Genomic DNA, 24,993 nt, shown 5'->3' with positions numbered 1-24,993 from the left:
GCCAGCCCGCGGAGAAACACTTCACCCTGCTCCAGCCGACGACCCCATCGTTCCGCCCGCTGTGGCAATCGCATATCGAAGAGGTTTCCGCCTGTTGGGAAAGCTCACCCTTCTCGCTTGCGGGGAGGACTGCTAGTGGCAGAGCTCGTCAGGCAGTCCGACGGAGAGTGATGACGCATCCTGGCGTCGCGCAGTCGATGCGTTCTAGCCGACGGTCTCGCTCTCCGGGGTCCAGGCTTCTGGCTGGTCGAGCACAGAGACCGCGCGAACATGGCAGCGAATCTTATGCCCGACATCCCGCGAGCTGAGCTCATAGCTTGTGCCGGTTTCGCCCACGATCGGAACGCCGTCACGATACCATAGACACTCAATTTGCGACGCAATAACGTTCGGTACGACGGTCAGCGCCTGGCCCGGTAAAGCCTGGCCCGAGAAGGCCGGCAATGCGCTGAATCCCGTCGGGACCCTAGCCAGATCCGTTTCCGTCTGCCGGACCCTTATATAGTCAATGACCATGTCATACGTCTGCGACGGGTCCGGTTGAGCGTGACCCTTTTTTTCATCGTAAGCGAAATCCACCATGATGTATTTTTTCGCTGCGAGTTCCGGCGTCGTTGGAACGCGCGCTACTTCATGGCCGTCGATCACGAAATACGTGTAATCATCCTCGATCTGCGCATACCAAGTATGAAATTCGCCATCGTATATGTCGATCGTCGCGGGAAAGCCATTCGATGGGTCGACTTGATAGCCGGCGATTTTCCGGTGCACGTCACTTGGCGCGATATCTGGATCCGCATAACCGAGTGTGGGTTTGTGCACGTGCTGGCTGATGTTGATATAGGCCCCATTGAGACCGTCATATTCCCAAAAGTCCGTCTCAAGACGATTGCGTGTCCGCCAGAATAGATGCTCCTTCCCATACGCCCAGAAAGCAGGAAAAAATCCAGGGCGGGGCGCTGCAATCTTCGGCAGTCTGGCGCGAATCTCAAATATCCCCTTTCCCCAACACCGCCCCTGGCCATTGTTGTTCACGGAAGAGAACGCACCTGTTCTCCAACGGCCCTTATGCAAGAGCCGGAGCGCCAGCGTGTGGCTGGTGGCGTCGTGCACATAGGAGGAGGGCGACGCCGAGATCGGCGGGGTAGCGGCGTCAATACCAACGGTCGTCAGATGGGTCGGCGCATACCAGATGCTGCTTTGCGCGCCTTTGGAATAATCGACAACCGAGTTGTCATCGAAGTCGTCAAAAAAAACCGTTGTGTAACCGCGGATCGGCGGCGCCGCCTCACCACGATGAGCATATCGCTCATTGCCGATGGCTGCCCAGGACGCCCACGAGGCTGAATCGAACGCATAACGTGCCGGTTTGTCGTTCGCATCCACGGCTGAAGGAGGGCTCTCGCGGTAGGGATGATCGCCGGGCAGGGCGGATTGCCGGCCGACGCGCCACATGCCCCATCCCATCAGCATGTCGATCTGCGAGTCATTGAGTTCGCTTTGTCCGATGATGACGCAGTCGATCGCGACATCGGCCCTCATCGGATTGTTCACATCGCCCATGAAGCTCTGCGATTTCATCCGGTTGGGTGCCAATGCATAAATCGTCTGGCCGGCCGTCTTGACCCCATTCACCACAGCCTGCATCACGAACCCGCGGCGGTACCCGACCATGACATTCCAGTCGCCAAAATCGGTCGAGCATAGCCCTTCCTCGCTCTTAAGCTTGCCGTCACGGAGCTGCGAAACGAATGTGCCTGCCGAGGGCTTGAAACAGACCCGCGGCTGGCGATGCACCGGGCCACCCTCCGCCCCATTGACGCAAAGAACGGAAACGTTTTTCGCGTCGGCGTTGACCGCCGAATTGCACCGGGCGATCACTAACCACCAGCGGTGAAGATACGGGGCATCGTTATCGGCGGGCCAGGTCAATGCCTGTTTCGTGCCCTTCTTGAAGAGAACGCCGCCGTTATTCGGAAGCTTTGTCGGCCGCAGGGAGGGCTTGGCTTGCACCGCAGCCACCAGCTTCACGCCGCCGGATTGCCATGAGGAGACTTCGCCTTCGTCCAGATCCTCCTGAAACCAAGATTTCACAATCGTTTCCGGGAACAGACCAGGATGCCAGGAGTGAGCTTTCGGCTGCGAGCCTTGCGCAGGACCGGCGGCGCGGGCATCCCGTCCTGGGCGACCGGCGGCCGTCAGCACAAGGGCGGCGCATGCGGCCCGCGCTAGGTCCCGGCGAGAAAGGCGGTTGGTCATTGTCGTGTGCCAATAATTGCTGGTTTCGGGATGAGACTCCGCATGGACACCCGTTACTTACTTTCGCGCTTCTCCTCACAAGCTCCGCAGCATATCATAGGTTTCAGTTTAGCCTTTCAACGACAGCCAGGGAAGTGGGTCGCGCCTGATGCGATAACGGAGAAAGCAGATGCAGACCGCTGTCAGGATCGGTGCTTCGCCTCCCACCAGGCCGGGCAAAGCTCTTCCGCCCAATGCGCTTCTATTGAATTGCTTTGGCCGAGGTGGGTCAAACATTGTCTGGAATATCATCGGCAGCTCGCCGGATGTGTTGATGCCATACCGCGAATGGCATGAGGGAGTGTTCGGACGCTTCTACAAGCTGCGCAAGGCTGCGTGTCATATTGGCGGGGCCGTCAATTGGGCATCTGTTCCCGTCTTTTGGCGTCATATGCGCGCAGCGACTGCCGAGACCGTCCGCCCCGGGGAGCGCAGCGAAAAGTCCCAAGCACGCTTCGTCGTTTTGAAGGTGATGGATTACTACATTGCATTCGACGACGCGATTGCGCGCGGCTTTATGGAAGCGCGGAACCTTGTGCTTACGCGGCATCCATTACCGATGTGCGAAGGGCTGATACGCAGCGGTCTCAGCGAGGCGCGCGCGATCAAATGGTACAACGATGTGACTAGCCTGATGTTCAAAGCCTCGAGGAAGCGTGATGCGCTATCGCTTCGATTCGAGGACTTGGTCCGATCACCGGAGGCCTTTGTCAAAAGCCTTTACGACGCGCTCGGCATAGCAGCAGCGGAGGACGGAAGGATCCGGTTTAAGGTCAAATCATTTGGGACGGAGCGGACGACGAACACAAACGCCGCAACTGGCGAAAAGCTGCGGATAAGGTTGGATGAAGCACCCGATCACATCGCACCAGACGTCAACACCCGAGCGGTTGCCCGCCTCGATCATTCAGCACGACAGCGGATTTGGACAGGCACCCGCGCAACTGCGGAATTGTTCGATTATGGAGGTGACAATTTCTGAGTTTGCGCGGTTAACGGCGTTTGCCGATTGGCCCGGAATAGGCACGGGATAGGCGTAGACAAGTTCACGGTATCCAGTCCTTAGCGCCCGGCAGCCGGTCATTGAAATCGGTTTGTTGCCTCCAACAGCAATCTGCGTATGCCGCTGCCGCGCGCAAAGTCGAATATCAATGAGAGAAAAGGCAATCGCCTGCGAGTGAAGGAGGCCCATCGCCTCAGAATGCGCTCCAGACGGAAGCCCATCCGACCTTGAACAGCGTTGTAGTGGAATTCGATCTCCTTTCTCTTCTCGAGCGCAAGTCCCGGGTAGGGCTGCCACGTGGCCTTGGCCGCATCGAGATCGAGTTGCGGAAAGGGGGGCAGAGAAAACTCCGCCTGTAGCAACTTCATACTTGGTTCCAGCCTTGATAGGAGGTCGGCTCTCTCATCGGGTGAAAGGTATTCGTGATTATTGTCGGGATTCGTCACTCTCCGATCAACCAATGCATAGATTTTGCGTTCCAGCCGCCGCTCAGAAAACAGGATATGCTCGTTTTTGAGGCGCTTATACTCCAAGACATCTCGGCTCAGGCGTTCATTAGCCCGACGATAGGGCTGTACGAATGCGGAGAGATACTCGATCCCGACGACATTCTTCATGAAATCATCGATCAGATTCGGCAGCGCCGACTCGTAGACGCGTACCAAACACGCGCTGCTTCCAAAGACTTCGCGCCAGATGGACAGGCAGTGACGATAATCCAAACTATCCTCGATCGTGTTTAGAAAGTCGATGACATCTCCGGTGAACAGAACACCGCGCTTGACGTTCTGATTATACATTGACTCAAGCCAATGATCCGGTCTTCTCACATAACACAGCACACGGCATTCCATCTTCGCCGGAATGGAAGCACGCAACCGTTCGATCAAATTGCGCTCCTGTGATAGGGCGTCGGCGCTGGATTTATTGGCCATGAAACGCGCAAGGTATCTGATCAAATAAAGGTTTTCAGAACTTGCAATGATCGTGTGCGCTCCGTCTCGTTCGGCCGCCCTCAGATGATGCAGGAAGAATGCCTGGAAGTTGTCCGTGCCGGATAGCAAATAGCTGTTGGTAACACTGTTGAAATTGAACTGGTTTGGAGGTACAGCATAGTAAATTCTTCTCTCGCGGAGCTTCCTTGCATTCGCGGAAAGGAAATATTGTAGCGCAGTTGTTCCTGTCTTGCTCGTGCCAATGTGGAGGATAAGCTTCATCTGGCATTTCCTTGCCTGATAGCCGGCATACATGACACCGGTTTCACAAACGGTCTCGCCCCTGAGCCGGTTACAGTAAGGGGGCGTCGTGACTGAACTCCGTCGACTGTATCGTCAAGCCTCCGTACCTTCATGATGCATTCCATATCCTCTGATGGTCTGTCGCAAGACACGCCGAGAACGCAGGTATTGTGGGGCTATGCAAATCTAATGCATTCGGTTTGTTTGCTTGGATGTTAGCGTTTGCAGAACTTCCGCACCATATTTCCCGAAGAGGAGCGACGCTCTCAGATAGACAGTGACAACGGACAATGTACCTGTAACGAAAAGCCCGGTCGCGAGCACAAGATAGTCGGGCGATCCGGCAAGCAGCATTTTGACCGCCGAGCCGGTGGCGAACACCGCAGCGGCGAATGCGACAGGCGGCACATGGACGAGCGCGAAATCCAGAGCTGATAATCCTGTCATCCGACAACCGACCGCCGCATAAAGGATGAAACTCGTCGCGATGGCGCCGGACACTGCAAAGGCCACCGCGTTCACGCCGTAGGGCGCTGAGAGCAATGCGAATGAAGCGACAAGTGACATATAAACGAACGCCATGAAGGCTGTTTGGTAACTTTGGCCTGTCGCAAGCATCACGGCTCCGGAAACTCTATAACCTAGGCGGAAATACATTACTGCAGAGAACACGGTAATAGGAACGACGGCATCCATCCACTTTTCGCCGAGGACAGTCAACACAACCTCTTTTGCAAAACAGCATAGAAACGCGCTGGTCGGTATAGAGAGCGCAGCAGTCAAAGCATACGCCTTGAGCTGAGCGCTGCGTAGTCGCGCCTTGTCGTGATGAACCTTCGACATAAGTGGGAAAACGACGCTCTTGTTCAGATTGCCGAACAGATTTGCCGGCATTGCGATCAGATAATATGCTCGCGAGTAAATGCCAAGCTCTGCAGTACCGATCAACCGTGCCACAATTATGTTGTCTATATATTTGGCGGTGAAGCTCGATATAGCGGCCAGCGAATAGCCCAGGCTCTGGCTGCGGATATCGCGGTAGGACTGCATGTCGAAACGGGGACTCACGAGATAGTCCCTGGCAATGAAAAAATAGATGCTGGCCAGGATGAACGCCTCGGCCATGTACGCGACCACCAAGGCCCAATAGCTGAGCCCAAAATAGGCAAGCGGAATGGCTAGGCCGACGTGGGAAGCAATCCATGCGACCAGCCTCGCCATGGAGGATATTTTGAATTTCAGGTGCCGCGACAGAAGGGCCTCGGTGGTCAGATTGAACGCGTTCGCGACCATCATCACCGCAAGGACGCGCGAAACGAGGACCAATTCCGGCACACGAAGAAAATCGGCAATCTGCCGTGCAAACACCCATTGAAGCAAGCCGAGAATGGCAGCCATCATCATGGACAAGGAAACTACGGTTCCGACATGGCGCTCCTCGATGTCCCGTCGCTGGACCACGACTTGCGACATGCCGAGATTGGCAAGGCTATTGCCGATGGCTGCTATGATCATCGCAGCGCCGACAATGCCGTACTCTCGGGGGGAGAGCAGGCGCGCAAGAACGGCCGTGACCAGGACATTCAATAAGATTCGGGCCAGCAGCATGGTGCCCGACCAGGAAAGTCCCCGGGCAGCCTTGTGTGTCAAATTCCGGCTTTCGTTCACGGGCTTCGACTCGTGACTGAGAACAATGCGCTTGACTACTTGAGGCGGCTTAATGCAACGAGAAGCATCCCGCGCATCCCAACGGCGCGCACCATAGCAAGCACCAACGACACAAACGGCAATCGCCTGCGCGCCATGGATACTGTCCGTCTGAAAACGCGCTCCAGCAGGATGGCCATCCGCGCCTGGGCGACTTTATAATGGCATTCGATTTCCTGCCTTCTTTCGAATGAGAGCCCCGGATAGGGCCGCCAGGCCGCCTTGGCGGCTTCATAGTCAAACCGCGGAACGGCTGGCAAAGCAAACTCCGTTCGCAGCCGCTCCATGCTGGGCTCCAACCTGGAAAGGAGTCCGGCCCTTTCGTCAGGAGATAGATGTTCGTGATTGCTACTTGAATTTGCCATTATTCGCGCCTTCACGGCAGCATTGTTTCACTGAAACCGGCTTGTTGCATCCAGCAGCAATCTGCGTATTCCGCTGCCGCGCGCAAAATCGAGAAGCCATGCGAGAAATGGCAGCCGCCTGCGCGTCAGCGATGCCGCCCGAATGAGAAGGCGTTCCAGACGGAAGCCGATCTGGCGTTGAACGGCATTGTAATGGAATTCGATCTCTTGCCTCTTTTCGAGCGAAAGTCCCGGATAAGGCTGCCAGGACGCCCTGGCCGCTTCGAGGTTGAACTGCGGAAAGGGCGGCAGAGTGAATTCCGTTCGTAGCCGCTCCATCGAGGGCTCCAGCCTCGAAAGAAGAGCGGCCCTTTCATCGGGTAAGAGATATTCGTGATTATTGTTGGGGCTTGTTATTCTCTTGTCTACCAATCCAGAAATCTTGCGTTCCAGCTGCCGTTCAGAAGAAAGAATGTGCTCGTTCCTGAGGCGCTTATACTCCAAGACATCCCGGCTCAGGCGTTCATTGGCCCGAAGATAGCGCCGGGTAAATGCGGAGGTATCCTCGATCCCAACGACATTGTTCATGAAATCATCGATCACATTCGGCAGGGCCGACTCGTACACCCGTACGGAACACGCGCTGCTCCCAAAGACATCGCGCCAGATGGATAAGTAGCGATGATAGTCTAGCATGTCATAAATTGTGTTGAGAAAGTCGACAACTTCGCCGGTAACCAATGAGTCCCGCTTTACATTTTGATTATACAGAGATTCAAGATAATGATCGGGCCTTCGTACGTAGCATAGTATGTGGCATTCTACATGGGCAGGGATTGCGGCGCGCAAGCGCTCGACGAGACTGCGCTCTTTTGCAAGGATCTCCGCGCTCGTTTTCTCCGCGTTGAAGCGCGTCAGATACCGCACCATAGCATAAAGATGCTCCGAGCTTGCGACGATTGTGTGAGCTCTGTTTCGCTCTGCCTTCCTCAAATTCTCGAGAAGGAAATATCGGAATTTATCTTGTCCATCTAGTAAGAATGCATTGACAATGCTGTTGAAATTGAACTTATGGACTGGCGAGGCGTAGCATATGCCATATTCGCTCAGCCCTTTTCCGTTTGCCGACAGGAATTGCTGTAACGCCGTGCTTCCCGTTTTATGCGTGCCAATATGAAGAATGAGCCTCATGTGATCTTTTTACCGAAGGTTTGAGCAAAACGAAGCGAGCAATGCCGGCATAAGCCCCGAGACTCGCCACATTGTCCCGCAAGCAAGCTTCAGCGCGCGCATGGCAAGGCTTTCTGCATAAGCGTGGCGATGAGACTTATTTGCCGTGTTGCGACGCTTTCCATGCTGAATCGCGCAGCGACAGTTCGTATGGCGCGGCGCGCCATCGCATTGCGCTCGGCTTCCGACAGGCCCAGCGCGCGAAGCAGGAGCCGGCTATACTCCACATGCGAGCGAGCCAAAAAGCCGCTGCGCTCATGCTCCACAATATCGGACGCACCGCTGACATCGGTGATGATCGGGACCACACCGCAACTCATGGCCTCGAGCAGGGCGTTCGACATACCTTCCGACACCGAGGTGGAAAGATAGAAGTCAGCCTTCCACAGGAATGGAAAGACATCTTCGACCGCCCCGGCGAATGTGACCTTGCCGGAAAGGCCCAACCGGGCCGACTGTTCCTCGAGCGCGGCGCGGCACTGGCCATCGCCCAGGATGGTGAGTTGCGCCTTTGCGTCGGCGGGAAGTGCCGCGAACGCATCGATCATGTGCTCGAGGCATTTTTCCGGATCGAGGCGGCCAAGGCAGATAAAGCGTCGGCTGCCATCGGCGTTCGGCTCGCGGCGCGGCATCCGGGGCAGATCGATCCCATTCGGAATCATATGAATGCGATCCGCGCCGATGCCATGTCTCTTCAGATCACCAGCGATCTGGCGGCTATTGGCGATGAAGGCCGTGACGTGACGTTTAATCAAGGCGGACGCCCAGAGACCGATGATTTTCTTTTCGCGCACAACGTCGAGATCGAAACACGGTCCGCCCCGGGCCAATTTTGCGAGAACCGGTTTGCGCAGGAGGGCTCCTGCCAATGCCGCCGGAACAGCGTGAAGTCGGGCATGGATGATATGTACGACGTCGAATTCGTCGCGACGGCGCAGCATCCAGATCAAAACCTGGACACACCACGACAGGAACGACAGCATATGCCGCCCGCCCAAATACGGAGCCGCGCGCAAACGAAGGCGATGGATAGGCACCCCGTCGATGGCGGACCGTTTCGGGGTCGAGTGCGACAGTCTGGGTGCCAAAATGGTTGCGGAAACGCCGCTTTCAACCAGCGCCCGAGCAAATCGCCGCGCCTGCTGTTCGCCGCCGCCATATGACTCAGGAAAATAGGTTGGGAGCACGAGCAGAACACGTATGCTGGGAAGAGCTTCGGCTCGCGGGGTCTTCATCGGATAAGCGGGGGCAACTTCTGCTGCAATCATATCAATCCGCCGGATAGCGTTCCTGGAGCCAAGGCGGCCACCAAGTTTACTACCCGTCCCATGTGCAAAAAAAGAAGATGCCTCTTTGGCGTCTCACTGCCTTTCAGCGCATCGATCCCCTTGTCGTCCAGATCGGCGCACTCCACCTCATCCCCGAAATCGGCAAAGCATGCATCGCTAACCAATCCGACAACCTGCCCGATCACTGTCAAACGCATAGGTCACACCCGTTCATCGCGGAAGCGCCACATTTCGGACAGGAGGCCTTGTTGACACTCGCTTGCTTGCCCGATGCTGGTCAAGAGCCTCGCGGTAAATGGCATCGATCCGCTTGCCCATCAGCTTGACGTCCCAGTTCGAAAGATCTGTCGCCGCGGCACCTTGGGCGAGGCAAGCCAGTCTTTCACGATCCTCCAGGACGGCGGCAATGGCGTCGGCCATGGCTGCCAAATCGTCCGCGGGTGTAATCACACCGTTGATACCAGGGCGGAGCACTTCGCGAAGACCTGGCAGATCGCAAGCGACGCAGGGCTTGCCACCGGCGAGATATTGCATAACCACGCGGGGCAATCCCTCCCGCATGGAACAGAGCAGGCAGAGATCCGCGAGCGCGATCAGCCGCTCGGGGTCGTCCCGATAACCGGTAAAGACCACTTGTCGCTCGAGCCCAAGCCGCTTGGCCCGCGATTCCACGGTCGAGCGAAGCGGCCCGTCGCCCGCGAGCACAAGCACCGCGTCGGGTAACCGGACGGCGACTTTGTTGAAAGCGTCCAGAAATTCCGTGTGTCGCTTGCGTGGCTCGAAAGCCGCGATCATCAAGAGCACGGACGGGCGCGGCGCGTCCGGTGTCAAGCGCAACAAATCGCGCCAACCGTCGGGCGGACCGGCGTTGCGAAAACGATCGAGATCGAATCCGGAACGGACGACATAATGGTTGTCTGGATGTCCCACGCCTGCGCTCAGGCACAAGTCACGGATGCCCTCGCTCACGCTGATGAACGCACTGGTGACTGGTGCTGCCAGCTTTTCCAAGGCGAGATAGACAAACCGCTCGGCGACGCCGACATTGACAAAAGGCACGATATGCACGCCATGAACGATCGCTGGAACTCCCGCCGCCCATGCGGCGAGCCGCCCGAGAATGCCTGCCTTGCTGGTGTGCGTATGTACGATGTCGGCATGCAAGGCGCGGAACGTCCGCGTAAGCGCCAACAATGCCTTCACGTCGGAGACAGGCGAAATGGATCGGGTCAAGCCCGGGACGCCAATGAGTTCCACCCGCGGGTCCACTTTAGCTACAATTTCCGGGTGGACGGCCTCGCCATGCAGCAGGACAACATCATGTCCTCCTTGCGCGGCCCAATTGCAGGAATGGACAGTATTCTCATCAGCACCGCCATTGATGAGACGGGTAATGACATGAGCGATACGCAGTCGATGCCCCCCGTCAATCTTGCCTTCCGCATCCTGTACTTTCATATCGCCGCACCGATCGCGCTGAATCCATCCGGTGGCTGCGTTCCCACGCCGAGCCGCGCTTTCGGTCTCATGCGTCCCGATATCGGTGCTACTGCATTGGAGTGACATGCCACGCCTCGGTGGGTGCATGCCGTATGGAGATGAACCCCGAATCCTAAGTGTGCCCCTTCCTTCTTGGGCCATGACACATGCAGTCCGTAAGGAGGGTTATTCCAACGGCTTCCAGTCGATCAGATCTAACTTGTTGGCTTTAAACGTCTCGGAGAACTGCCGCTGTTACCCCGGGCACAGCGGAGTGATTATTTTGCGGTATACTTATGTGCAATATGTCTGCCTTACCGCGTTTGCGCGAAAATCGGACCCGTTGAAAGAAGTAGTCGAGGCAACGCTTTAAGGGACCGGGCAGTTTAACCTATCAGGGGGACAGGAGCCATGGCAGAGGGTCCTTCACCAGCAGCTCGCGGAACTTTCGCGTGCCCCAAAGTCGCTTATTGTCGATGTGCGCCGGCAGCCGGTTGAGGCGCGAGCGTGCATTCGATCAAGACATTGTCCCTTCCCTGGTCGGCGGATCCGACGGAGACTGACTCGAGAAGCATCCTGGCTTGGTTCGCCATAGCCGGCCAGCTAGCCCTCTTCATCGCGTTGGTCTATCTCCTCAGGCTCGAGACTACTGCGCTTATCCGCGTCCTGCTCGTTGCTCTCGCCGGCTGGTGCGTGCACTACTTCCTGCCACAGCGTTACCGGCTGCCGTTTTTCGTGCTGCTCTCGTTCGCGGCTATCGCCGCAGTCTTCGCGAACCTTGGGCCCGACTGGCACCACTGGAGATTTGAGGGCCTCATCGATGCCGCCTGGATCGCCGCCATTGGGCTCGTATTGATCGGAATTGTCCACCTACCCATCGCTTTTGGATGGAGAGTGCTGGCGCTGGTTGGCGCCGGCTGCGGGCTCGCCGCCGCACGAATGGACTGGATTGCGACCCCGTGGACGCGCGCCGTCTGGCCCGTGCTCGCTTCCATGTTCATGTTCCGTCTCATTGTCTATGCGTACGAAATGCGGCGTGAACAGAGGATGGCGACGGTTTCGGAACGTCTCGCGTATTTTTTCATGTTGCCGAACGTGTGCTTCCCGCTCTTTCCGGTCGTAGATTTTAGAACTTTCCGCAGCAGCTACTACAATGCTGACCGGCACTACATCTATCAAACGGGCATTCAGTGGATGTTTCGCGGCGCTGTCCATTTGATTTGCTACCGCATCGTATATCAGCGATTTGTTATCGATGCTGCGGATGTACAGAATCAGATTGAGCTTTTGCAATTTATCATATGGCCATTTTTACTTTATTTGAAGGTTTCAGGAACTTTTCACATAATCACCGGGATTTTGCATTTATTTGGATTCAACCTTCCAGAAACCCACAATCTGTACTTTCTTTCCTCAAGTTTCACAGATTTCTGGCGTCGAATAAATATATATTGGAAGGACTTCATAATGAAAATTGTGTACTATCCGTTGTATTTTCGTTTTCGACGCTGGGGAGAGAGCGTAGCGCTCGTCAGCGCGACCCTCCTGGCGTTCCTCGCGACCTGGCTGCTGCACAACTATCAGTGGTTCTGGTTACGTGGCACCTGGATATTCACCTGGAACGACTTCCTCTTCTGGATGATCCTCGCCGTGCTTGTGACGATCAACGCCCTCTATGAAATGCGGCACGGTCGCACGCGGCGCCTGCGTGGCGGGGCACTAAGCTGGAACGGTGCGCTGCAAACTGCGGGCCGGACCATTGGCGTATTCGTCGTCATCTCGCTCCTTTGGTCGTTCTGGAGCGCGAGCTCGGTCCCGCAATGGTTGTCGGTCTTCGACACTGTGGGCGTGGAAGGCCCTGGCAAAACGACGCCCGCCCTCGTACTGGTCGCGGTGGCAGCTATCATTGGCATTCCTGCGCTTGCGCTCGCGCGCGGCGGCGCCGACCGCCAGTACAGTTTCCGACGGTCGGTTGCGTCGGTCGGTGTCTGCGGGTTGATCGCGGTTTGCATCTCGCTCCCCGTGGTTCGCGATCGCCTCGGGGAGACGGTCAGTACCGCAATGGCCGACATTAGAGCGCCGAACCTCAATAGCCGCGACAACGCGAACCTGGAGCGCGGCTACTACGAGAACCTCGTCAATGTCGGCGCATTTAACCCGGAACTCTGGATTGTCTATGGCCAACGACCACCCGACGGATGGGAAGGGTTAAACGAGTCGCCGCTGAGCGAGTTCACGGGTGCGCTTCCCACGACCTATCTGCGTCCACTCTCCCAAGCAGACTTTAAGGGAACGCGGGTCCACATCAACCGCTGGGGCATGCGCGATAAGGACTACGAAAAGCTTCCTTCTCCCGGCACCCTGCGAATAGCAATCGTCGGCTCTTCGCACGTCTTCGGTGCGGGCGTCGCGGATGAGGAGACTTTCGAGGGCCTGCTGGAGCAGCGGCTGAATGAACAGGCGGCCGACAGCGGGTATCGACACTACGACGTGTTGAACTTTGCCATCGGGGATTATTCCAGCCTGGACATACTGGCCATCATCGAGGATCGGGTGCTTTCATTCAAACCAAATTACATTTTCTACTTTGAGCACAGCGGGCTTGTTCCGCGAATGATAGAGAAGGTCGTGAAAGCAATCCAGAATGGCTCCGCATATCGCTACGACTTTGTGCGCGACATTGTACGCGAAAACGGAATAGATACCAGCATCGACCCCGACGTGCTTACAAGAGAGCTCAAGCGCTATGAGGAAAGACTTCTGCGTGTGATCTATTCTCGAATCGTCGAAACCGCGAAGCGAGAAGGTGTTGGGGTCTCTTGGATCTATCTTCCCAGGCCGGACGAGAGGACCAGTCCCGAGCTGGAGAGGCGCATCGCTTCCGAGGCTGGATTCAACGTTCTCGATCTTTCCAACGTGTATGACGGGCACGACTGGCGGACCCTTCTTGTAGCACCTTGGGACGATCACCCAAACGCCGCCGGCCATCGGCTCATCGCCGACAAGCTTTACGAGGTGCTGCAGCAACACCGGGATCTAATTCCCCTGAGCCTTGTGGCTGCTCCGCAAAAGGAGGAACAATGAACGCGATCCAGATCAGGACGATGGCCAGGGATTTCATATTGAAGGAATTCCTGCCTGGCGAAAGGCCGGAGAATCTGACGGATTCAACGGAGCTGATAACTGACGGCATTCTCGACTCGCTGGCGACGCTTAAGCTCGTTGCCTACCTGGAAAAATCCTGCGGTATCGAAATCGCCCCTGACGAACTCGTGCCGGAGAACCTGAACTCCATCGCCCAAATTGCCAATTTCGTCCAGTCGAAGCAGGCGTCCACATAGAGCCCGCCATGACGGTCGCTGCCTTACACGAGTATCTGGAACAGAGCGCGAGGCGGTATCCCCAGACGTGCGCCGCTGTCGAGGCGAGCTCTGGGCGGCAGATCACCTACGGCGAGCTCGACGCGCTGTCGGACCAAGTCCGCGACCATCTGCGTCGGATCGGCGTCCGGCCGGCGGACCGCGTCGGCATTTGCCTTCCAAAATCGATCGCCTCGCTCGCTGTTCTGTTCGGCATCTTGAAGGTGGGCGCAGCCTATGTGCCCGTCGACTCTCTGGCACCGCCTGCGCGTAACGCGTTCATATTTAACGACTGCGGCGTGCGCGCGATTTTCGTGGAGGCGTCCCGAGCCGAAACTTTGCGCTGTGAGTTGGCGCGCTTGGCTGCGGAACCTTGTCTCTTACCGCTCGACTGGTCCGACGGTCCCTCGCCGCTCGCGACGTACCTGGCTCGCGTAGAGGCCGGCGGCTTGGCGGTGGAGGACGAATCGGCGCGGCCGGGGCCGGACAACCTCGCTTACGTGCTTTACACTTCGGGCTCGACCGGCCAGCCGAAGGGCGTGATGCTGACGCATCGTAATGGCTCGAGCTACGTGGACTGGTGCTCCGAGATTCTCGCCCCTGACGAGAACGACCGCTTCTCCTCCCATGCGCCTTTCCACTTCGACCTGTCTATTCTCGACATCTTCGTGCCGCTGAAGCACGGCGCGACCGTATTCCTCATCGGTGAGGAGCTCGGCAAGAATCCGACCCGGATGGCGTCGGTGATCGCCGAGCGGCGGTTGACCGTCTGGTATTCCACGCCCTCCGTACTCACGCTTCTGGTCGAGCACGGCAGCCTTGGCGCTCGCGACGACCACGCTCTTCGGTTCATTCTATTTGCCGGCGAGGTTTTTCCGGTCAAGCATCTGCGCAGGCTAAAGGCTGTGGTCCCACACGCACGCTACCTGAATCTCTATGGCCCAACCGAAACCAACGTCTGTACCTACTACGAAATCCCGCAGACGATCGCTGAAGACCGCTCGGCGCCGTTTCCGATCGGGCGCGCCTGCTCGCATGTTAAGGCACGCGTGATCGATGCGAATGGTCGCAACGTGCCGCGAGGCCAGGAAGGCGAGCTCGCAATCACCGGTGCTCCCGTGATGCTGGGCTATTGGAACATGCCTGAGCGAACAAGCGCCGCTTTTCATGTCGATTCAAGCGGTCGCTGGTACCGTACCGGCGATGTAGTGATCGAAGGCGATGGCGGGGTCTACACCTTCCGCGGTCGACGCGACCGGATGGTGAAGAGACGGGGATATCGGATCGAACTCGGCGAGGTCGAGACGGCGCTCTATCGCCATCCAGCGATCTCCGAGGTGGCGGCGATCGCTCGCTCGGAGGAGTCGGGCGTCTCCATAAAGGTGTTCTATGCCTCGCGCGACGGCCACGCGCTGTCGCTCATCGAGCTGAAGCGGTTCTGCGCCCACAACTTGCCGGCCTACATGGCCCCGGACTGGTTCTCGCATCAGCAGTTACTTCCCAAGACATCGACAGATAAAATCGACTACCAGCATCTGATGAGGATGGAGTAGTGGATTTCGCGCTGAACGAGGAGCAGCGTATTCTGCGTGGCCAGATCCTTCGGTTCGCGCAAGATAAGCTCAATAAAGATGTCAGGCAGCGCGACCGAGACCAAGTATTCCAGCGCGAGTTGTGGGGGGCTTGCGCGCAGATGGGTCTGACCGGCCTGCCAGTCCCCCAGGCCTACGGGGGACCCGGTCTCGATTCCCTGTCCACGGCCATTGCAATCGATGCGCTTGGCTACGGCTGCGAGGATTCCGGCTTGGTCTTCTCGATCTGCGCCCACCTTCTGGCCTGCGTGGTGCCGATTTGGAAGTTCGGCACTGAAGAGCAGAAGAATCGGTATCTTCCGGGGCTCTGTGATGGCACTTTGATCGCAGCCAATGCGATGAGCGAACCGGAGTCGGGCTCCGATGCATTTGCGATGCAAACCCGGGCGGAGCCTCATGGCGACGGCTTTCTAATCAACGGCACGAAGACCTTCGTGAGCAACGGGCCGGTGGCAGATGTTGCCGTCGTCTTTGCTGTCACTGACCGCGCCAAGGGGTATTTCGGCGGCATCACGAGCTTCCTCGTGGACCGCGCGCTGCCCGGCTATCTGGTCGCGCAAAAGTTCGAAAAAATGGGACTGCGGACGTCTCCGATCGGGGAGCTTGTCTTCGAGGACGTATTTGTTTCGAAGGACGCTGTTCTCGGTGGAGTGGGCGGCGGCTCGAGGCTGTTTGCTCATAGCATGGACTGGGAGCGGGCGTGCCTATTCGCCAGTCATATAGGCACCATGGAGCGGCTTCTGGAAAAGGCAGTGGCCTATACGCGCACCCGACGTCAGTCCGGCCAGGCCATCTCCAAGCACCAGGCGGTCGCCCATAAGATTGCCGACATGAAGATGCAGGTGGAGGCGGCCCGACTGCTCGTCTACAAGGCGGCGTGGGGCCTTGAGCGCTCCCAGTCCGTATCCCTCGACGCCGCCGTTTCGAAGCTCTTTGTGAGCGAATCGCTAGTTCGCACCACGCTCGATGTCGTCCAGGTCTTCGGCGGCTATGGTTTCTTGAGCGAATTCGACGTCGAACGTGCCGTGCGTGATGCCATCGGCAGCAAACTCTATTCCGGAACTTCTGAGATACAGCGCAACATTATTGCTGGCTGGCTGGGGCTTTGATGACGGCTGTGGTCAGAACCTGTCCGTGAAGGGCGGCGTGTGCTGTCGCTGGGCCTGCCCTCAGTTCGCGAAAAGGGCGACGCTCGATTTTTGGTAAGGCAACCGGAGAGTGGTACTATCGCAACCCATGGAGCCACCGGGGCGGAGGGCGCTTTTGTCGTTCGACTTGGGTGCGTCTGTGATCTCCGAACTTGCGGCTCAGAGGCGAAGAACCAGACAGCCGCGACGCGTTAAAGATAGGCTTTGTGGATGCGGCTTCTCTATATACATTCTGCGCACGTCCCGGCGCCGGCCGCCAATGCGGTACAAGTCGCAAAGATGTGCCATGCATTTCGGGTTGCCGGAGCGGAGGTCCTACTAGCGCTTCCACGCGCCTCCATGAATACACGGGATCATTATGAGAAGATCGCGCGCGAGTACGGATTCGGTACCGAGTTCCCATTCCGCGTTCTCTCTGTACCCTTTTGGCCTGTGCCCGGCCGGGAGCTTCTTTTTGCTGTGTTGGCGCTGCTTGCTGCGCTCTGGCTGCGGCCGCATGTCGTCTTTACACGCTCGGCTACTGTAGCGCTTGTTTCTGCCGGACTTTTCGGGTTCACGACCGTTTTTGAGCTTCACGACCCGATTGGCAGTTTGAGCAGACGCCAGCGTCAGCGCCTTGCCAAAGTGATAGGCCTAGAGGCATTCCGTATGCTGGTCGTCACGTCGCAACGTCTGCGAGACGACAGCATCCGCCTCTTTCCTCAACACGCGGGAAAATTTCTCATCGCGCCCAATGGCGCGGATCCTGTTTCGCCGAATGTCGAGCCATGCAGCCTCAGCGGCATGTTCAAGGTTGGTTATGTTGGACATCTGTATAAGGGAAAAGGCATGGAGATAATAAGCGCTATTGCGCCTCGATGCGGCTGGGCGACATTTCACATCGTCGGGGGAACACCAGGCGATATAGAGTATTGGACATCGAAGCTGGCCAAATGCCCGAACACAGTGTTTCATGGCTACGTTCCTCACGCCGCGACATCTGCCTACTTGGCCGAAATGGACGTTGTACTCGCGCCCTATCTTAGAAATGTAGAGGGCCAGGGCGGCGGTCGAAATATCGCCGAGGGAATGTCGCCGCTCAAGCTTTTCGAATACATGGCGCATGGCAAACCCATAGTGTCCTCCGACCTGTCAGTTATACGAGAAGTTTTGAGGGATAGCGTCAACAGCGTTCTGGTGTCGCCAGACAACCCGTCCGACTGGGTCAAAGCTCTTCAGCGCCTGCGCGAAAACAACGCGCTTCGGGATCAGATTGGTCAGCAGGCGAAGGCAGACTTTCTGGCCAGGCACAGCCGCATCGCACGCGCAACCAAAATTCTAGCGGAAATCAAGAGCCGGATGCCGTCGAGCGGAAGTTTATAGGACTGCACAATTTCTCTTGTTGAAGGCGGCTGAGCCGTCAAGCAAGCCTGCTTTCCGTTCGCCGCAATGAGCCCGTGGTCCGTCCTGAACCGTTGTGTGGCAAGATCCGACTGCCCCCGGCTTTTTGCTGAGGTTCCGTCATGTTGCTCCGACCATCTCCCCGCGTCGCGTTGATTTTCGCATTTGAGCTAATTTAGCCTGCGAGATGCGCCACTGTCCGGCGACTGAACGGGCGCGAACCCGATTGTGAGGCTCGATGTACTCGCTGGCGGCGGGATCGCCAGAAGCATCAGAATCAAAATTATCCGGTCAATCGGTCGGAAGATGGACTACATATATCCATTTAGCTTCCTGAGAAGCTGCTATACATCAATAGACATTGCGATCCGAAAACACCAATAAAGCAGTTTTCCAAATTATCTTAAGATCGAGAAGCATGCTCCAGGATTTTATATACCAGAGGTCATGCTCAACGCGTTTTTCCATCCTCCAGAGCTCCTTCGTTTCCCCTCGAAAGCCATTGATCTGAGCCCAGCCTGTCAAACCGGGTTTTACATGATGGCGATAAGCATAGCTCGCAATGATCACACTATAGGTATCGTCATGAGCGACGGCGTGAGGTCGGGGCCCAACCAGGGACATCTCCCCCCGAAGCACGTTGAATAATTGCGGCAGCTCGTCGATGTTTGACCGGCGCAATATTCGGCCAAGTCGGGTAACCCGCGCATCATTACGCTGAGCCTGGCGAATTTGTGTACCGTTCTCCTGCACCGTCATCGATCGGAATTTGTAAATATTGAACGGCTTACCACCAAAACCTCGTCGCATCTGCCGGAACAGCACAGGGCGACCGTTCTCGAGCGCTATGGCGCATGCGGCCAAGGCCATCAACGGACACAGGAACAGCAGGAGCAGGGATGCAACGGCAATGTCGAACAACCGCTTGAGCAGGCGTTCGGCAGGCCTCAACGGCACACGTTGGACTTCGAAGGCCCGCTGCCAGCCGGTGTGCAGCGGGCATCCAGCCAGAATTCTATCTATGTAGGCGTCGGCGAAAAGATAGATCGGCAGCGGGAGGCGGGACATTTCCTCCAGGATGCGTTCGATCAACTTCCGCTGGTCCCAAGAGCAAAAGAGATAAACTGCCCCATACGAGCCATTACGGAACGCAGCCTGTGCAGCTGCGGCGGCGGCATGCACCGATCGTGCTGCGATCGTGCCATCATCGTTCTCGATGTTCGAAACACCACAAACCGCGATGCCCTGTTGCCCAAGCTTGTTGATTATCCCCTGTTCCTTTCCAGGAACGCCAGAGTAAAACAGATAAACTGTGCGCAACACGAGTTTCTCAGCCGCCAGAAGCCGTTTCAGCCCACGCGCTAGAACCGCGTGGCCAGGCAGCAGGATTGGGAATCCGACCGCAAACGCCAGCGTCAAGGAGCCGCGCGAGAACGTCGACGTAGTCTTCGTGAGAAAGGCGAGCCAGAGAATTGAAAAGAAAACAAACAGCCAGCCGCTGAAGAGTGTTTTGATCCTGCAGTGATCGTCCAGGATGCCACTAACCGTGTAGGCGCCCCTGGCGGTCATGAATGCGACCAGCAAAAGGCCGGCGGTAACACTTAGGCAGATCGAATCCCAGATATCTGGCGGCCTCACGCCGAAGGCCCTATGGTAGAGCTCAATTGACGCAAGAAGTATTGTCTGTCCAAGGAGGAAATCAGCAGTTGCGAGAAACACGCAAACTGCTCCCACGGGAAGCCGTAGCGGCTCTACGCTCCGCTTCCAGAGCGCACGCGACGCCTCGGTTGGTGCATGCCGCATAGAGACGACCCCCCGAATCCTGTTGCATCCCTTCTCCTTCTTTGGGTCATGGCACACGCCATCCCATAAGGAGGGGTTATCCCAACGGCTTCCAGTCGGTTAGATTTGATTTAAATGTCTCAGAGACATGTCGCTGTTACCCCGGGCACAGACGAGTCGCTATTTTATCGTATCCTAATGTGCTAATATTTTCTGCCTTAACGCGTTTGCGCGAGAACGGACTGGAGGTCGGACTCGTTCAACGAGGTGGTCAAGGCAATGCTTTAGGGGGCTGGGGCGCTTACCCTATCAGGGAGGGAGAGGGAGCCATGGCAGAAAATGGCGCTGAGGTTCGGGTCAAACAGCTGAACAAAATACGCTTATTTCGGCAATTTGGGCAAGATACTCTTAGTGAAATGGCGAAAGCAGCCATCCTAAGGAGGGTTCCAAAGAATAAAGTCTTAACTCACCTTGGGGACATACCGCGTTATATTTACTACATAATTCACGGAAAAGTTCGACTTAGTGTTCCCCTCTCAGATGGCCGAGAATTCATCTTTTCCGATCTTGGTCCCGGTGACACTTTCGACTTGACTAGATTGTTCATCGCGCGACACAGTAACATGAACGCTGCGTCAGTCGTGGACAGCGACTTGCTCCAAATCGAAGCAGCTTTCATGGCTAGTGTCTTCGACAAGCACCCAGATCTCGCACTGAAGGTGATCCCGTACTTATGCCAAGCAACGCACGACGCGCAAGAGCGAGTGATCCACAGTGCGTCGAATGCCCTATCCATTCGATTGGCGAGCACGCTCTTGCGATTGACTGAGACCCCGCACAGCACGGCTACCGTGAATGGAGCTCTGAGCATCCACATTTCGCAGACCGACCTCGCGGCAATGATCCCGGCGTCTCGAGCGAAAGTGAATCGTTGCCTGAGAGAATGGGAACGGCGGTATCTGACCCAATACGACCACGGCTCGCTGACGATTCTCAATCGCACCGCATTAGAGTCTGTTGCTCTTGGCTACTCGCGTTTGATCGTTCAATGATGCCTTTCCCGTGTGCTCGGGCATCTCCACGCCTTCCTCCGGGAAGATAATGAACCGGAAGTGGTGCCGATCGTGCTCGGATCGCTCGGTAAAGTCAGTTACGTCGGCGTCGTAGGTCGCCGCACCGGACATGTGCGCCTTCGTCGGTAACGAGACACCGCTCACTGCCGTGCAGACTGCGTCGACTGTCGCCCGAGATTGGACGATGGCACGCACCAGGGCACCGCCTCATAGCTGTGCTCGGTGCGACTTTGCTGTTGGGGAATCCGGGACTATTATCGGCCGCCCATGTACATCACGTCGGTGGAAAATGGATCTGCAAGCCTTCAGAGATTCGATTGCGAAATCACAGCCGCCCGCCGGCTTGAGTCCTGCCCTGCAGGCGCTGTGGTGGGATGCGAAGGGCGATTGGGATAAGGCGCACGAGCGCGCACAGGTGCGCGACGATACGACGGGTATGCGCGTGCATGCCTACCTGCATCGCAAGGAAGGCGATCAATCGAATGCGGAATATTGGTATCGTCGCTGCGACGCCGCGCCGTCGACCTTGACGCTTGATGAGGAATGGCAAGAGTTGGCGCGTGCACTTTTGCGGCAAAGCTGACGGCTTCCGCACGCCAAGTCTGGCTTTGGCCGCGATCCGTCGTCGCATACACGTTTTCCCACGATGCTACCGCCTATCGACGATTCTGGGCTTGCAGGCCTAGGCGAGGGCAGGGGCTACGCTAGCTCCTGACTTTGATCAGCAAGCGGCACGGCGAGCTCGGCATCTGCGGCTCGGCCGCCGCAGTGGCGCGAAAAGGATACGTGGACCGCTCGCTGTGCAAATTGAAACTCGCGATGTGAGGAGTTCGCCATGTTTCGTACGATTGCGTCGGCGCTGTTCGCCGCGCTGCTCTGCTCGGTGGCCTCGCGTGCCGCCCCGGAGGAGGTCCGCTATTATCCCGTTCCGGAGGGCGCCGGCCCGCACGATGTCGCTCCGGCGCCGGATGGGTCCGTATGGTACACCGCCCAGGGACAAGGCGCGCTTGGGCGGCTCGATCCTGATACAGGCGCGGTCAAGCACATCACCCTTGGCGACGGCTCGGCGCCGCACGGGGTGATCGTTGGTCCTGACGGCGCCGCCTGGGTGACCGACGGCGGCCTCAACGCCATCGTGCGCGTCGATCCTGAGACGGAAGCGGTGAAGGCCTTTCCGCTCCCCGAAGGGCACGGCTACGCGAACCTCAATACCGGTTCCTTCGACAAGGACGGGAGGCTGTGGTTCACTGGGCAGGAGGGCATTTACGGCAGGCTCGATCCGGCGAGCGGCATGGTCGAAGTTTGGAACGCGCCGCGTGGTCGCGGCCCCTACGGGATCACGACCACACCGTCCGGCGAGGTCTATTACGCCTCGCTCGCCGGCAGCCACATCGCCCGGATCGATCTTTCGACCGGCGAGGCTTCCCCGATCGACCCGCCGACCGCGGCTCAGGGCGCCCGCCGCGTCTGGTCGGATTCCAAAGGCCGCATCTGGGTCAGCGAATGGAATGCCGGCCAGGTTAGCGTCTTCGATCCGGCAGCGAATGATTGGCGCAGCTGGAAGCTGCCCGGAGACGAGCCCCAGGCCTATGCCGTCTATGTCGATGAAAACGACAAGGTCTGGCTCACCGATTTCAGCGCTAACGCCATCGTCCGCTTCGACCCGGAAACGCAGACCTTCGCGAGCTTCCCGTCCGACCGCGACAACGCCAACGTGCGTCAGCTCAACGGGCGCTCCGGCGAGGTATGGGGCGCGGAGTCCGGTACCGACCGCCTTGTCGTAATCGAGACCGAAACGGGCAAATAAAGCAAAAGAGGTCAAGGCAACGACGAAGGGCAATTGCGCGAAGAGACCGCACGTCAGCGACTGTCTTTTGACATCGCGTAGGGAGATGCCGCTCTACACGAAGAGAAAATCGCTGTTCGAGATACTTGCAACGAGGACACCGTTTAGTGAAAGCATGTCACTGGCGGAGAAGACGACCAGCGTGTCGCTCCCGACCTGCCGGAGTTCGCTGTAGTTTTGGTATCCTGAAATCTCCAGGAGATCATCGCCAGAAAGGTCGAAGTCGGTGATGGTGTCGTGGCCATGGCCGGCGGCGAAGACGAAGCTGTCGTTTCCCGTTCCACCGGTGAGGATATCGGTGCCAAGACCACCGACGAGCCGGTCCGACCCGCCCCGGCCGTCCAGCCGATCTGCGCCGCCGAGGCCTTCGAGCGTGTTCGCTGCGCCGTTGCCCACCATGGTGTTGGCGAGCCCGTTGCCTTTTCCCGCCAGATTGGCAGCCGACCTCAGGAAGAGGTTTTCGATGTTGTCGGCCAGGGTCCAGTTTAGATAGGCGTGCGTCTCGTCAATGCCGCCATTGGTCTCTTCGATGGTTTTGTCACTGGCGTTGTCGACATAGTAGACGTCATCACCCGCGCCGCCGACATGCGTGTCGGCGCCCGCTTTTCCGTTCAAGATGTCGCTGCCGTCCATTCCATAAATGACGTCCGCACCGGAGCCGCCGGTAAGCGTATTGTTGCCGTCGTCCCCTACGATTGACCCCGGCGGCGGCTCATCGAGTGGATCGATCCAGACGAAATCCGAACTGCTCAAGGAGGCGCCGGTTACGCCTTTCAGGAGAACAGTGTCACTGTCGGAGAAGACGACCAGCGTGTCGCTCCCGACCTGCCGGAGCTCGCTGTAGTTTTGGTATCCTGAAATCTCCAGGAGATCATCGCCGGAAAGGTCGAAGTCGGTGACGGTGTCGTGGCCATGGCCGGCGGCGAAGACGAAGCTGTCGTTTCCCGTTCCACCGGTGAGGATATCGGTGCCAAGACCACCGACGAGCCGGTCCGACCCGCCCCGGCCGTCCAGCCGATCTGCGCCGCCGAGGCCTTCGAGCGTGTTCGCTGCGCCGTTGCCCACCATGGTGTTGGCGAGCCCGTTGCCTTTTCCCGCCAGATTGGCAGCCGACCTCAGGAAGAGGTTTTCGATGTTGTCGGCCAGGGTCCAGTTTAGATAGGCGTGCGTCTCGTCAATGCCGCCATTGGTCGCCTCGATGGTTTTGTCACTGGCGTTGTCGACATAGTAGACGTCATCACCCGCGCCGCCGACAAGCGTGTCGGCGCCGACCCCGCCGATGAGCTGGTCGGAGCCGCCGCGGCCCTCCAGCAAATCATCGCCCGCCAGCCCATCCAGCACGTTGGCTCCCTCGTTTCCGCCGAGTTGGTCGGCAAAGGAAGACCCTGTAAGATTTTCAATGCCGGTGAAGGTATCGCGGTCTCTTCCGATGCCGGTCCCGTCCAGCCTGAAGTGTTCCTCCAGGGCATCTATCCAGTGCGCGGCGATTTTCGCATAGCCATCGGCAGTCGGATGCAGTCCGCTGTCAAGCGGCGGTGCTGTGATGTCATCCGGCGTCAGATCACGCATGTCGACAAAGATGACCTTATGCCCTTGGGCGGCCAGTTCAGAGATCAGGCCGGGCATTGCATCGTTATACGCATCGACACGGTCTGCACGCGCTTGTGACTGTTGGCCGACGCGAACGGGAGGCAAGGATCCGACGAAGACGGTTAAAGCGGGATCGCTGGAGGTCAGGCTGAGCAAAAGGGTGCGCAGATCCTGCAGCATCGTTGGCACGCTATCGGTCGAGCTGTCATTTGTTCCGGCGATCAGCAGCACGGCGTCGGGTTTCGTAGCTGCCACAACATCGTTGTCGATGCCGTTCAGTTGATTGAGCGTCCAGTTGCGATGGCCTTCGTGATCCCGATCGCCCATGGTGGCGGGGCCGTTGGACGAGGAACCGACGAAGTCGATCTTCACATTGAGTGCGCCCAACTGTTCCAGCATAAACTTCCGATATCCGCCGCTTTCGGTATCGGAAGAGCTCGCGATCACTCCATATGTAATGGAATCGCCCAGCGGCAGTATCGACAGCAACTTGTAAGCATGACCGGAAGCCAAATCGGCGATGACTCCACGGGACGAAGCGCCGTAAGTGACTGCGTCCGAACCGGCACCGCCGGCGAAAGCGTCTGGACGGCTGCTATCATAGAACACCGTCATAGTGTTTTCTCCACCTGGCA

Annotated in this window: 20 protein-coding genes; 10 read left to right on the top strand and 10 right to left on the bottom strand. The window is 57.7% G+C overall.

The genetic code is table 11. From position 1 onward, the window contains the following. Nucleotides 1–204 precede the first annotated feature (204 nt). The gene (locus AC0L3L_RS20975) at nucleotides 205–2,259 is read right to left on the bottom strand and encodes a hypothetical protein (protein ID WP_473638980.1); all 2,055 of its coding nucleotides are present in this window, start codon (nucleotides 2,257–2,259) and stop codon (nucleotides 205–207) included. 169 nt (nucleotides 2,260–2,428) lie between these two features. Between AC0L3L_RS20975 and AC0L3L_RS20970 the strand changes: the two genes are divergently transcribed. Next, nucleotides 2,429–3,280, top strand: a complete 852-nt coding sequence (locus AC0L3L_RS20970; RefSeq protein ID WP_473484908.1) for a sulfotransferase — start codon at nucleotides 2,429–2,431, stop codon at nucleotides 3,278–3,280. A gap of 98 nt (nucleotides 3,281–3,378) precedes the next feature. Here the strand turns inward: AC0L3L_RS20970 and AC0L3L_RS20965 are convergent, their stop codons facing one another. The 7 genes from AC0L3L_RS20965 to AC0L3L_RS20935 all read right to left on the bottom strand — a co-directional run bounded on the left by AC0L3L_RS20965 (nucleotide 3,379) and on the right by AC0L3L_RS20935 (nucleotide 10,492). Then, nucleotides 3,379–4,518: a hypothetical protein gene (locus AC0L3L_RS20965; protein WP_473638979.1), complete on the bottom strand. Its 1,140-nt coding sequence runs from the start codon at nucleotides 4,516–4,518 to the stop codon at nucleotides 3,379–3,381. A gap of 207 nt (nucleotides 4,519–4,725) precedes the next feature. Beyond that, nucleotides 4,726–6,207 carry a lipopolysaccharide biosynthesis protein gene (locus AC0L3L_RS20960; protein ID WP_473638978.1) on the bottom strand — a complete coding sequence of 494 codons (1,482 nt, stop codon included), beginning with the start codon at nucleotides 6,205–6,207 and terminating at the stop codon, nucleotides 4,726–4,728. Nucleotides 6,208–6,242: 35 nt separating this feature from the next. Beyond that, a complete protein-coding gene (locus AC0L3L_RS20955) occupies nucleotides 6,243–6,533 on the bottom strand; it encodes a hypothetical protein (RefSeq protein ID WP_473638977.1) in 291 nt (96 codons plus the stop codon). 105 nt (nucleotides 6,534–6,638) lie between these two features. Continuing rightward, complete coding sequence (locus tag AC0L3L_RS20950; protein WP_473638976.1) at nucleotides 6,639–7,781, bottom strand: hypothetical protein; 1,143 nt, start codon at nucleotides 7,779–7,781, stop codon at nucleotides 6,639–6,641. An 89-nt stretch (nucleotides 7,782–7,870) separates the two neighbouring features. Further along, nucleotides 7,871–9,088 (bottom strand): glycosyltransferase, encoded by a 1,218-nt coding sequence (locus AC0L3L_RS20945; RefSeq protein WP_473638975.1) that lies wholly within the window; start codon nucleotides 9,086–9,088, stop codon nucleotides 7,871–7,873. Continuing rightward, nucleotides 9,085–9,306, bottom strand: a complete 222-nt coding sequence (locus AC0L3L_RS20940) for a hypothetical protein (RefSeq protein WP_473638974.1) — start codon at nucleotides 9,304–9,306, stop codon at nucleotides 9,085–9,087. Before AC0L3L_RS20940 ends, AC0L3L_RS20945 begins: the two co-directional genes overlap by 4 nt. 13 nt (nucleotides 9,307–9,319) lie before the next feature. Next, nucleotides 9,320–10,492 (bottom strand): glycosyltransferase, encoded by a 1,173-nt coding sequence (locus AC0L3L_RS20935; RefSeq protein WP_473639025.1) that lies wholly within the window; start codon nucleotides 10,490–10,492, stop codon nucleotides 9,320–9,322. On the opposite strand from AC0L3L_RS20935, the gene AC0L3L_RS20930 reads away from it, so the two are divergent. From AC0L3L_RS20930 to AC0L3L_RS20905, 6 genes are all read left to right on the top strand, one after another. Next, on the top strand, nucleotides 10,412–10,672 hold the full coding sequence (locus AC0L3L_RS20930; RefSeq protein ID WP_473639029.1) for a hypothetical protein: 261 nt from the start codon (nucleotides 10,412–10,414) through the stop codon (nucleotides 10,670–10,672). The two genes, AC0L3L_RS20935 and AC0L3L_RS20930, sit on opposite strands and share 81 nt — an antisense overlap. 423 nt (nucleotides 10,673–11,095) lie before the next feature. Beyond that, nucleotides 11,096–13,672 carry an SGNH/GDSL hydrolase family protein gene (locus tag AC0L3L_RS20925; protein WP_473638973.1) on the top strand — a complete coding sequence of 859 codons (2,577 nt, stop codon included), beginning with the start codon at nucleotides 11,096–11,098 and terminating at the stop codon, nucleotides 13,670–13,672. Then, nucleotides 13,669–13,929, top strand: a complete 261-nt coding sequence (locus tag AC0L3L_RS20920; RefSeq protein WP_077378588.1) for an acyl carrier protein — start codon at nucleotides 13,669–13,671, stop codon at nucleotides 13,927–13,929. The genes AC0L3L_RS20925 and AC0L3L_RS20920 overlap by 4 nt, the downstream gene beginning before the upstream one ends. Before the next feature lie 8 nt (nucleotides 13,930–13,937). Beyond that, on the top strand, nucleotides 13,938–15,500 hold the full coding sequence (locus AC0L3L_RS20915) for an amino acid adenylation domain-containing protein (protein WP_473638972.1): 1,563 nt from the start codon (nucleotides 13,938–13,940) through the stop codon (nucleotides 15,498–15,500). Continuing rightward, nucleotides 15,500–16,648, top strand: a complete 1,149-nt coding sequence (locus AC0L3L_RS20910; RefSeq protein WP_473638971.1) for an acyl-CoA dehydrogenase family protein — start codon at nucleotides 15,500–15,502, stop codon at nucleotides 16,646–16,648. The genes AC0L3L_RS20915 and AC0L3L_RS20910 overlap by 1 nt, the downstream gene beginning before the upstream one ends. Nucleotides 16,649–16,897: 249 nt before the next feature. After that, nucleotides 16,898–18,049, top strand: coding sequence for a glycosyltransferase (locus tag AC0L3L_RS20905; RefSeq protein WP_473638970.1), 1,152 nt, complete (start codon nucleotides 16,898–16,900; stop codon nucleotides 18,047–18,049). A gap of 369 nt (nucleotides 18,050–18,418) precedes the next feature. Here AC0L3L_RS20905 and AC0L3L_RS20900 read toward each other — a convergent pair whose 3' ends face one another. Continuing rightward, the gene (locus AC0L3L_RS20900) at nucleotides 18,419–19,786 is read right to left on the bottom strand and encodes an exopolysaccharide biosynthesis polyprenyl glycosylphosphotransferase (RefSeq protein ID WP_473638969.1); all 1,368 of its coding nucleotides are present in this window, start codon (nucleotides 19,784–19,786) and stop codon (nucleotides 18,419–18,421) included. 392 nt (nucleotides 19,787–20,178) lie between these two features. On the opposite strand from AC0L3L_RS20900, the gene AC0L3L_RS20895 reads away from it, so the two are divergent. The 3 genes from AC0L3L_RS20895 to AC0L3L_RS20885 all read left to right on the top strand — a co-directional run bounded on the left by AC0L3L_RS20895 (nucleotide 20,179) and on the right by AC0L3L_RS20885 (nucleotide 22,729). Continuing rightward, nucleotides 20,179–20,901: a Crp/Fnr family transcriptional regulator gene (locus tag AC0L3L_RS20895; RefSeq protein ID WP_473638968.1), complete on the top strand. Its 723-nt coding sequence runs from the start codon at nucleotides 20,179–20,181 to the stop codon at nucleotides 20,899–20,901. A 310-nt stretch (nucleotides 20,902–21,211) separates the two neighbouring features. Beyond that, nucleotides 21,212–21,505, top strand: a complete 294-nt coding sequence (locus AC0L3L_RS20890; RefSeq protein ID WP_473638967.1) for a hypothetical protein — start codon at nucleotides 21,212–21,214, stop codon at nucleotides 21,503–21,505. Between the two features lie 252 nt (nucleotides 21,506–21,757). Next, nucleotides 21,758–22,729, top strand: a complete 972-nt coding sequence (locus AC0L3L_RS20885) for a Vgb family protein (protein WP_473638966.1) — start codon at nucleotides 21,758–21,760, stop codon at nucleotides 22,727–22,729. 93 nt (nucleotides 22,730–22,822) lie between these two features. Here the strand turns inward: AC0L3L_RS20885 and AC0L3L_RS20880 are convergent, their stop codons facing one another. After that, on the bottom strand, nucleotides 22,823–24,973 hold the full coding sequence (locus AC0L3L_RS20880) for a GDSL-type esterase/lipase family protein (protein WP_473638965.1): 2,151 nt from the start codon (nucleotides 24,971–24,973) through the stop codon (nucleotides 22,823–22,825). Nucleotides 24,974–24,993: the final 20 nt, after the last annotated feature.

It is taken from the genome of Mesorhizobium sp. WSM4849 (assembly GCF_055811385.1).
Note: the sequence above shows the minus strand (reverse complement) of the source record. Positions and strands in the feature narration are given on the sequence as shown.

Excerpts from the sequence above, each read along its gene's own strand:
- AC0L3L_RS20880 (WP_473638965.1), bottom strand. The coding sequence starts at position 24,973 with ATGACGGTGTTCTATGATAGCAGCCGTCCAGACGCTTTCGCCGGCGGT.
- AC0L3L_RS20890 (WP_473638967.1), top strand. The coding sequence starts at position 21,212 with ATGGATCTGCAAGCCTTCAGAGATTCGATTGCGAAATCACAGCCGCCC.
- AC0L3L_RS20955 (WP_473638977.1), bottom strand. The coding sequence starts at position 6,533 with ATGGAGCGGCTGCGAACGGAGTTTGCTTTGCCAGCCGTTCCGCGGTTT.
- AC0L3L_RS20965 (WP_473638979.1), bottom strand. The coding sequence starts at position 4,518 with ATGAAGCTTATCCTCCACATTGGCACGAGCAAGACAGGAACAACTGCG.
- AC0L3L_RS20945 (WP_473638975.1), bottom strand. The coding sequence starts at position 9,088 with ATGATTGCAGCAGAAGTTGCCCCCGCTTATCCGATGAAGACCCCGCGA.
- AC0L3L_RS20975 (WP_473638980.1), bottom strand. The coding sequence starts at position 2,259 with ATGACCAACCGCCTTTCTCGCCGGGACCTAGCGCGGGCCGCATGCGCC.
- AC0L3L_RS20885 (WP_473638966.1), top strand. The coding sequence starts at position 21,758 with ATGTTTCGTACGATTGCGTCGGCGCTGTTCGCCGCGCTGCTCTGCTCG.
- AC0L3L_RS20920 (WP_077378588.1), top strand. The coding sequence starts at position 13,669 with ATGAACGCGATCCAGATCAGGACGATGGCCAGGGATTTCATATTGAAG.
- AC0L3L_RS20915 (WP_473638972.1), top strand. The coding sequence starts at position 13,938 with ATGACGGTCGCTGCCTTACACGAGTATCTGGAACAGAGCGCGAGGCGG.
- AC0L3L_RS20930 (WP_473639029.1), top strand. The coding sequence starts at position 10,412 with ATGCAGCAGGACAACATCATGTCCTCCTTGCGCGGCCCAATTGCAGGA.
- AC0L3L_RS20905 (WP_473638970.1), top strand. The coding sequence starts at position 16,898 with ATGCGGCTTCTCTATATACATTCTGCGCACGTCCCGGCGCCGGCCGCC.
- AC0L3L_RS20940 (WP_473638974.1), bottom strand. The coding sequence starts at position 9,306 with ATGCGTTTGACAGTGATCGGGCAGGTTGTCGGATTGGTTAGCGATGCA.
- AC0L3L_RS20895 (WP_473638968.1), top strand. The coding sequence starts at position 20,179 with ATGGCAGAAAATGGCGCTGAGGTTCGGGTCAAACAGCTGAACAAAATA.
- AC0L3L_RS20970 (WP_473484908.1), top strand. The coding sequence starts at position 2,429 with ATGCAGACCGCTGTCAGGATCGGTGCTTCGCCTCCCACCAGGCCGGGC.
- AC0L3L_RS20950 (WP_473638976.1), bottom strand. The coding sequence starts at position 7,781 with ATGAGGCTCATTCTTCATATTGGCACGCATAAAACGGGAAGCACGGCG.